The organism is Litoribacterium kuwaitense, from assembly GCF_011058155.1.
Taxonomy (GTDB): Bacteria; Bacillota; Bacilli; order Bacillales; family DSM-28697; genus Litoribacterium; species Litoribacterium kuwaitense.
In genome coordinates this window covers 1-5209 of record NZ_JAALFC010000076.1, presented here as the reverse complement: position 1 = coordinate 5209, position 5209 = coordinate 1, and the positions used below count along the sequence as shown (strand labels likewise).

The 5209-nt window shown below is 41.4% G+C and carries 5 protein-coding genes; all 5 read left to right on the top strand.

What is annotated here, in order from left to right; all coding sequences use genetic code 11:
- The coding region (locus G4V62_RS18655; RefSeq protein WP_165205101.1) for a transposase at positions 1-250 on the top strand (250 nt) is incomplete at its 5' end.
- 158 nt (positions 251-408) lie between these two features.
- Positions 409-618 (top strand): hypothetical protein, encoded by a 210-nt coding sequence (locus G4V62_RS18650; RefSeq protein ID WP_165205099.1) that lies wholly within the window; start codon positions 409-411, stop codon positions 616-618.
- Positions 619-1339: 721 nt separating this feature from the next.
- Positions 1340-2983 (top strand): BCCT family transporter, encoded by a 1644-nt coding sequence (locus tag G4V62_RS18645; RefSeq protein ID WP_165205097.1) that lies wholly within the window; start codon positions 1340-1342, stop codon positions 2981-2983.
- Between the two features lie 210 nt (positions 2984-3193).
- Positions 3194-4876: a BCCT family transporter gene (locus G4V62_RS18640; RefSeq protein WP_165205095.1), complete on the top strand. Its 1683-nt coding sequence runs from the start codon at positions 3194-3196 to the stop codon at positions 4874-4876.
- Positions 4877-5137: 261 nt separating this feature from the next.
- A partial coding sequence (locus G4V62_RS18635; RefSeq protein ID WP_165205104.1) for a helix-turn-helix domain-containing protein occupies positions 5138-5209 on the top strand: 72 nt, incomplete at its 3' end.

Sequence of the window (5209 nt, the reverse complement as noted above, 5' to 3'; positions counted from 1 at the left end):
CGATATCCGAAAGTATACTTCTCCGGCAAGAGGATCAAAGAAGTGGGGCAAACTGTATAAAGAGCGAACCGCTGTCGAAAGGGTCAACGCATATCTAAAAGAGTTCTTTGGGCTCAATCATGTCCGTCATCGGACAGGTAAGAAGGCAAGGCTTCATTTCCAGTTGGTGACGCTTGTTTATAATGCCTCCAGATTGGCCACAGATCGAATTAAAAAGATGAAATCGGAACAAATGTCCAAGGCAGCGTGAATTAAAGCACGATATATTTTAAAAAAACATGTAAAACACCAAGGGACTACTCTACATTTTTTTAAAAAAGGGACTTATGAAATTAACTCGCTTAATAAACCTTTTGGCAGTATGCTAACAGTCTCCCTCTTCACGCGAGTGAAGGGGGAGATTGATGTTTGTTAGAAGAGAACATATACATGAGCTACTTAAATGAAGACATTCATCTTGGACCGATAGGATTGTTTAGATCGATGTCAGAGAGACTAAAAGTGCCGCTGACTTATGACGTTAAAAATCGTAGAGGTTTAAGTAAGCGTAGTTCACGTGAGTATTTAAGCGGATGTGCGTTATATCTGAAACAGACGTGGGTTCTTGGCTGTATTTAAAGTCTAGTGCTCTTTGATTGGATTTGACTGTTTTCGCGAAGTCCCGTATATTCAGGTTATATCTGCATTCTGGGAGAGTCATGTATGTCACTGTTGAGATCTAGACACATTTGAAATTCTATATGTGAAGAAACGCAATCGCGGTGGTTACTTCGTGAAAGCTGTTTCTTGAATAATAAAGGAAATGACAAGTTCATTTCCTATTTTTGTTAGTTTCAGTCATTGCAATGACCGCAGATTCTCCAGAAAAACTAGAATGAAAGAGGTCATATATGAAATAAATGAGCTTGCACGTGAGCAAGAAGTATTCGTATGTCCTAAACGTTCGGTTTTAATTGTACGTTCCGTTTTAATTGTATAATTTAGTTTCTTTGTGCTTTTTCACAAACTGAAAATCCATTGGATTCACAACAAATACTTAAGAAATTAAATAACAGGAAGATTATTTTAGCTTTAATATTGGAATGATAAGTAGCTAAAGTAAGTTTTTTAAGAAGCTATTGTAACGGTTGGTTATCATTTATGGTCTTGTCGTGAATCCCGCTTGCGACTCCTTAACTCACATGCGCAAATCACCATGGAGAGAGGGAGAAGTAGGTTTAAATTAATGAAAGTAGGGGATGTATAACAAATGTTAAAACCCTATTCATTAATAAACACACGGCTAATAATCCTGACATTATGGTCAATATAAAGGAATGCCAGGGAAGGCGGAGAACGGTTGAAGAAAACGACAAGTGTATTTTATATTTCTGTATTGATTGCAAGTGCATTTATTATTTGGGGCTTTTTCGCATCAAACCAAATGGCCTCGATGATGAATCAAATTCAAGGTTTTATTACTTCACAGTTAGGTTGGTTTTATCTCCTCTTAGTCACCGCATTTGTGATTGTTGCTGTTTACTTAGCGCTTAGCCCTTACGGACGTATACGGCTTGGAAAACAAGATGAAAAGCCGAAGTATGGTTATCTTACGTGGTTTGCGTTTCTATTTACCGCTGGTATGGGCATCGGGCTCGTCTTTTTCGGATCAGCAGAACCACTCTCACATTTTTTTGCTCCCGCAACAGCTGATCCAGGTTCGCGTCAAGCTGCTGCTGATGCCATTCGTTATTCCATTTTTCATTGGGGGATTCATGCGTGGGCGATTTATGCAGTCGTCGCACTTGCCCAAGCTTATTTTCAATACCGTAAAGATGAACCTGCACAATTCAGTTCAACGTTTAAACCGTTGATCGGCAAGCATGCAGATGGTGCAGTTGGAAAAACAATCAATATTCTTGTTGTGTTTGCGACATTATTTGGTACAGCTACATCATTAGGGTTTGGTGCAGCTCAAATTACAGCTGGTTTAAAATATTTATTCCCTGTGCTCGAACATTATTCAGGCCCAGTGTTTCAACTAGTGGTCATCTTCATTGTAACGATTCTATTTTGTTTATCAGCACTTAGTGGCATTGACAAGGGAATACGGATTTTAAGCCTGCTTAATGTGCGCGTGTCTTTAATCCTTTTAGCTTTCGTTCTGTTTTTAGGTCCGACAAGCTATATTATGGGTGTATTTACGCAAGGAATTGGTTCATACGCGCAAAATTTCTTAGGCATGAGTTTTAGAATGGATTTGTACAATCCGGATTCAACATGGGTACAAGATTGGACGATTTTTTACTGGGCTTGGTGGGTTTCCTGGGCGCCGTTTGTCGGCTCATTTATTGCTCGGGTGTCGAGAGGGCGTACCATCCGTGAGTTTATTATCGGTGTGGTTGGCTTGCCTTCGATCTTTTGTGCCTTTTGGTTCAGTGTTTTTGGCGGAACGACGATTTATTTTCAAGAGCAAGGCCAAGATATTTTCGCTAAAGTGCAAAGTCTTGGTGATGAGGTCGCTCTGTTTGCCTTGTTAGAGCAATTTCCATTCTCATTTTTCATCTCGCTCGTTGCGGTGTTGTTAATTATCTCGTTCTTTGTTACCTCTGCAGATTCAGCAACAGTCGTGCTCGGCATGCAGACGACAGGGGGAATGTTGACGCCACCCAAAACAGTAAAGTTTGTTTGGGGCATCGTAATGTCTGCAACGGCAGCAGTGTTGCTTACATCTGAAAGCGGACTGGCCGCTCTGCAAACGACGGTCATTATTGGGGCTCTACCATTTACACTAATTATCGTGTTTATGATCATCGCTTTGTTCAAAAGCTTAGCAACAGAAAAACAGGCGCTTCATGCAGATCGTGACCGAGTTCGGAGAGAACGACAAATTCGTCGTGCTGAGAAAACAAAGCGTCGCAAAGGGCAGCACGATGAAAAAGATCTGGAAGAGTATGTAACTTCAGAAGAGCGAACAGATCAAAAACGTCCGGAAGAGGATTAAGCTTTTCTGATAACGATGCAGTCTAAGAGTGTTTTTTGAACTCAGTTGCAATCAGCGATTTAGAAAAATTTCTTCAAAGGCTTAGAGATGACATAAAGTTACATTCTTCAGAACAAAATAATCTACACTGAACATTGATAAAGATCTTTTCAAACATAGGTATCGCGCTGATACATTTTGTTCTGTGTATAAGGGAAAGGTGGCAGTCTAGTGAAGAAAGCAACGAGTGTCTTTTATATTTCGGCGGTGATTGCTTTTGCCTTCATCGCCTGGGGCTTCTTTGCCTCCACGCACATGTCAGCTGTGATGAGTCAAATACAAGGATTCATTACAAATGAACTCGGTTGGTTTTATCTGTTGTCAGCGACGGCTTTTGTCGGAGTGGCAATCTTCTTAGTCTTTAGTCCATACGGGCGCATTCGTCTTGGTAAGCCGGATGAAAAGCCAAAATACAATTACGTTACGTGGTTTGCGTTTTTATTTACTGCTGGGATGGGGATCGGGCTCGTCTTTTGGGGTTCAGCCGAACCACTTTCCCATTATTTTGTCCCGGCCACTGCTGAGCCAGGGACACAACAGGCAGCAGCAGATGCGATGCGGTACTCGATGTTCCACTGGGGAATTCATCCGTGGGCCATTTACTCGATTGTTGCATTAACACTAGCCTATTTCCAATATCGTAAAGATGAGCCGGCAATATTTAGCTCTACTTTTAGACCGTTAATCGGTGATCGAGTTGACGGTTGGGTAGGAAACGGGATCAATGTTCTCGTTGTTTTTGCGACATTATTTGGTACGGCGACGTCTTTAGGATTAGGTGCAGCCCAAATTACAGCTGGTTTAAAATATTTATTCCCTAGTCTTGAAGCTTTTTCAGGCCCTCTTTTTCAATTTGTTGTTATCGTCATCGTCACAATATTATTCTCTATATCGGCGTTAACCGGTATTGATAAAGGAATACGTATCTTAAGCCTGCTGAACGTCCGTGTGTCACTAGTTCTTGTTGCATTTATTTTATTATTAGGTCCAACAAGTTATATTATGGGTGTATTCACGCAAGGAATTGGCTCTTATGCGCAAAACTTTTTCGGTATGAGCTTTAGGCTTGATGTGTATGATCCAAATCCAGAATCGACTTGGGTACAGGATTGGACAATCTTTTACTGGGCTTGGTGGATTTCTTGGTCACCGTTCGTCGGTTCGTTTATTGCCCGGGTTTCTAGAGGACGTACCATTCGTGAATTCATTATCGGTGTCGTTGCACTTCCTTCATTATTTGGTGCCTTTTGGTTCAGTGTTTTCGGAGGGACGACACTATTTTTCCAAAACCAAGGAACAGATTTGTATGCCGACATGCAATCTGGCGGAGAAGAAATTGTTCTCTTTTCCTTGCTTGAACAATTTCCACTCGCCTTTTTCGTGTCGCTCATTGCTGTGCTACTGATCATGTCGTTCTTTGTCACTTCGGCCGACTCGGCAACTGTCGTGCTTGGTATGCAGACGACAGGAGGTATGCTTTCACCTCCAAATATCGTAAAGTTTACTTGGGGAATTATTATCTCTGGTACAGCAGCCGTGCTATTGACTTCTGAGGAAGGTTTATCGGCACTACAGACAGCATCCATTATCGGGGCGCTCCCGTTTACATTTATCATTATTTTGATGATCGTGTCGCTCTTTAAGGCATTAGATAAGGAGAGACCAACGCTCCACGCGGATCGCGACCGCATTCGCCGAGAGCGAGAAATCAGGCGTCAAGACAAGAAGAGAACCCATCATGAAAAGCGTCATGGTGCAAGAAAAGAAGAGCAGCCTCTTCAAAATGAAGAGCCGCCTGTAGAGCCTGAACAACAGCCTCAGGATGAAGCAGAAGCACCTAAAAAAGAGAATTAATGGAAAAATGAAGCCAGTGTATGTAAGCACTCTGGCTTCATTTTTATCGTTTTCTGACAGAAGACTCCCACTTCAAGGAATGTTAGGACGTTGTCCAATGAGTAAGTGGGAGATGAATGTCGGTTAGGCGTCAGCCTAAAAGTTGTTTCTTTTTTGTGCTATGATATCATCAGTCTTATACAAAAGAAAGGCTGATATTTGGATGGAATTAAGATAGTAATAATCATTCAGTAATCAAGGTCTAAAGTGAGGTGAAAAGCAATGTTGGTCAACAAAGCATACAAATTCCGTATCTACCCAAACAAAGAACAAGAAATCTTAATCGCAAAGACG